Source organism: Olivibacter sp. XZL3, assembly GCF_004368405.1.
In the GTDB taxonomy this organism is placed as follows: Bacteria; Bacteroidota; Bacteroidia; order Sphingobacteriales; family Sphingobacteriaceae; genus Olivibacter.
Map to the genome: position 1 here is coordinate 1 of NZ_SBJH01000078.1, position 3173 is coordinate 3173.

Here is a 3173-nt window from a genome sequence, read left to right on the forward strand (position 1 = left end):
TATCCGCTGTTGTAAGTCGTCCAAGAGAATCTGATATACCTTTTTGTCTTCCGAGATACCCTGATCGTCGTAATAGTAATTGAAAAGAGGCATCAAATACAAGTGTTATAAAGCCCGAATCGGCAAGCTTTGCCGCATACAACCCGGCAGTCTGTTCTTTCACGCTGCTTCCAGGATGCACACATACAATAGCGGCATATGATTCCGATCTATCAAAATTCGGCGGCAAATGTAGATGAGCCGCCACTTTCCAATCACGATTCCTGAATGTTACTTTCTCCATTTTTCTTTCCATATGACCATACAAAGTTAAAACCTCCATCATCCCTAAATGTGCCCAATTTGGTAAGTGTTGTAGCCGATTTGGTTGATAACACTCATTTGGGTTAGATTGGCAGGAAGCAACTCTGATTTATTAACCTAGGTGCATTAAATTAAGTAAGCAATTGGGCAATTTTGTTTCAACAAATATTCAATGCTATGCAACGCTTAACAAAACAAATCAACTGGTGGTTATGCCTACTTTCGGGCATAGGTTTATTATTTATTAGCGCCCGATTCTTTTTAGATCCGGTAGGCGCAGAAATTGCCTTTGGCATCCATACACCTACGAACGGAGATTTTTCGTTTCACCACATCAAAGGTGTACGCGACTTCTTTCTCGGATTCATTATCCTTCTACTGCTCCGAAAAAAGAGTTCCGGATATTGGGCTATATCCTGTTAGCCAGAACCATCATTCCAGCTAGTGATTTCATTACCGTACTATCCTACTACGGGCAAATAACCGGTTATCTTTATGCGCACCTTATAGCGGCAATAATATGTGCGGGCTGTGGACTCTAATATAGCCGATCAGCTGCACAACAATAGCAGTGATACATTTTTTCTATAATTTCCCACTAGTACTGGATGAAGTTATCCATTATAAATGAATAACTTCATCCATTTATAATGGAAATTATTTATTTTTGCATCTATAAAATAAAAATCTGAATGATCCGACAAGAACAACTAGCGCAAGTTATCGATGCACAACAGGATATTTTTCTAAATAAAAGTGCTCAGCTGATTAGAGATTCTTTGGCAAGCATACCTATTGTAGAAAGTTATGCTACCATTATTTCGGGTATACGCCGTTGTGGAAAAAGCACTTTGCTTCTACAGCTTTTGAAAAAAAAATATAAACATGCTTTATATTTTAATTTTGAGGATATTCGATTAGCCGGTTTCGAAGTCGGTGACTTCAGTAGACTACAACAGGAAATTGATAAACGTCAATACCGTGTATTATTTTTTGACGAAATCCAACTGACCGAGAAATGGGAAATATTTGTTCACCAGTTGCTTCGAGAACAATATACCGTATTTATTACTGGTTCTAACGCGTCACTTTTAAGCAGAGAATTAGGCACACATCTCACTGGTAGACACCTATCCATGGAGTTATTTCCTTTTTCTTTCAAAGAATATATTTCCTATAAAAACTTAAAAGCAGACAAAGAATCCCTTCATTCCTATTTAAAAGACGGCGGACTACCCGAATACGTTAACTATCAAGAACCACTTATTCTACAAAATCTGATGGAAGATATCTTGGTAAGGGATATCTCCGTACGTCACGGAATTAGAGATATAGGGTCATTAAAACAACTCACTGTTTATTTAATTTCCAACGTCGGCAGCCCTGTTTCGGCAAATAAACTAAATGGTATGTTTGGCATAAAATCAAGTACTACCTTTTTAGAATATTTCAATTATCTAAGAGACGCCTATCTTGTGGAATTCCTACCACAATTCAGTTACTCGTTGAAAGCACAAGCGCGAAATCCCAAAAAAATCTATACCATAGACAATGGTTTTTTATCAGTTGCATCATCCTTTACTGAAAATCTAGGACGCAAATTGGAAAATCTGATTTATCAACAGCTACGAAGGAAATATAAAGAGATTTATTATTTTACAGATAAAGGGGAATGTGATTTTTTAGCTTTTATTAAAGGAAAAATCCATAAAGCCATCCAAGTGTGTTATCAAATCGATGATCTCAATTTTGACAGGGAATATAATGGATTACTTGAGGCTCTTCGTTTTTTCAAGCTTCAGGAAGGGTTGATTATCACACTAGATCAAAAAGATGTATTTGAACAGGATGGTTTTACTATCAAAATGATCCCTGCTTATGAATACCTAGCGGAAGGCGAATAGAAAGCTATTTCCAGCCAACACCTCTGGTGGTATTCCAGGTTTTCAAAAACACCTCAAAGAACATGTTATCTATCCACAAGAAGCTTTGGATCATCGTATTGAAGGGCTGGTTAGTATCACATTCGAAATTTCTAAGAAGGGTGAACCCGTAAACTTTCATATCAGAAGAGGCATCGGTTACGGTTGTGAAGAAGCTGTTATAGCGGCAGTTAAAAGTATTCGTCGGAAACCCGCAATCGCGGAGGGCAGTATTACTAATTTCAAAATGGAGGCAACGCTATATTTTGCGTTGGAATAAACAAGTAGTGAGTACTTAACAAGTACTAAGGTATAACCAAGCTAGTACGAAACTAGTGTGAAAATAGTACTAAACCAGTGTCAAAGCAGTACCAAATGAGTGTCAAACCAGTTTGAAGCCAGTAGGTTTCAGTGTGGTTTCAGTAGGTTCGTAGTAGCTTTTAGTATCAAAAAAGGGGATAATCCATCTTCCATACGAAAAAAATTAAGAAAAAATGGTCCACCGCTAACCATTTTTCAAAATTCCAATAGTCTGTCTTTACTTTCAAAAAATGACGCTTTTTGCTTTTAACCATGCATAGAATGCCGCATTTTTACGAATACACTAATTAAGCATTATGAGTTTAAATTCATCATGACATGGAAGAAGATTTACCACAATTAAAAAACAAAACGCTAAAAACGAATAGCCAAGCCAAAGGTACCGACGGACCGACTGTAGAACACCAATCCAGAGTATTTCAGGATGCGCGATGCCACCGCTACCGAATACACAATGACATCGAGCGCAACGGCTCTTATCGTGTGAAGTACCCTCACTTTTTTATGCTATTTATGTTAGAAGGCCGTGTTGCCATGCAAACGGAGGCAGACTTAGGATTACCGATGGGCGCAAAGGTATAAAATATAAAAATCAGGATAAGCCCGGCAATATTAAGTCATTATTAA

Annotated in this window: 5 protein-coding genes; 4 read left to right on the top strand and 1 reads right to left on the bottom strand. The window is 37.6% G+C overall.

All coding sequences use genetic code 11. From position 1 onward, the window contains the following. Positions 1–295: alpha/beta hydrolase (locus EPX21_RS17380; protein WP_206106097.1), on the bottom strand; the 295-nt coding region annotated here is incomplete at its 3' end. Between the two features lie 185 nt (positions 296–480). On the opposite strand from EPX21_RS17380, the gene EPX21_RS17385 reads away from it, so the two are divergent. The 4 genes from EPX21_RS17385 to EPX21_RS17400 all read left to right on the top strand — a co-directional run bounded on the left by EPX21_RS17385 (position 481) and on the right by EPX21_RS17400 (position 3128). Then, positions 481–726, top strand: a complete 246-nt coding sequence (locus EPX21_RS17385; RefSeq protein WP_134090957.1) for a DUF4267 domain-containing protein — start codon at positions 481–483, stop codon at positions 724–726. Positions 727–995: 269 nt separating this feature from the next. Then, entirely contained in the window at positions 996–2207 is a 1212-nt protein-coding gene (locus EPX21_RS17390; RefSeq protein WP_134090958.1) for an ATP-binding protein, read from the top strand. A 67-nt stretch (positions 2208–2274) separates the two neighbouring features. After that, the gene (locus tag EPX21_RS23525) at positions 2275–2505 is read left to right on the top strand and encodes a TonB family protein (protein ID WP_370451005.1); all 231 of its coding nucleotides are present in this window, start codon (positions 2275–2277) and stop codon (positions 2503–2505) included. A gap of 359 nt (positions 2506–2864) precedes the next feature. Then, entirely contained in the window at positions 2865–3128 is a 264-nt protein-coding gene (locus EPX21_RS17400; RefSeq protein ID WP_134090959.1) for a hypothetical protein, read from the top strand. Positions 3129–3173: the final 45 nt, after the last annotated feature.

What these genes read in the sequence shown, in the direction of transcription:
- EPX21_RS17390 (WP_134090958.1), top strand. Translation starts at nt 996, where the DNA reads ATGATCCGACAAGAACAACTAGCGCAAGTTATCGATGCACAACAGGAT.
- EPX21_RS17385 (WP_134090957.1), top strand. Translation starts at nt 481, where the DNA reads ATGCAACGCTTAACAAAACAAATCAACTGGTGGTTATGCCTACTTTCG.
- EPX21_RS17400 (WP_134090959.1), top strand. Translation starts at nt 2,865, where the DNA reads ATGGAAGAAGATTTACCACAATTAAAAAACAAAACGCTAAAAACGAAT.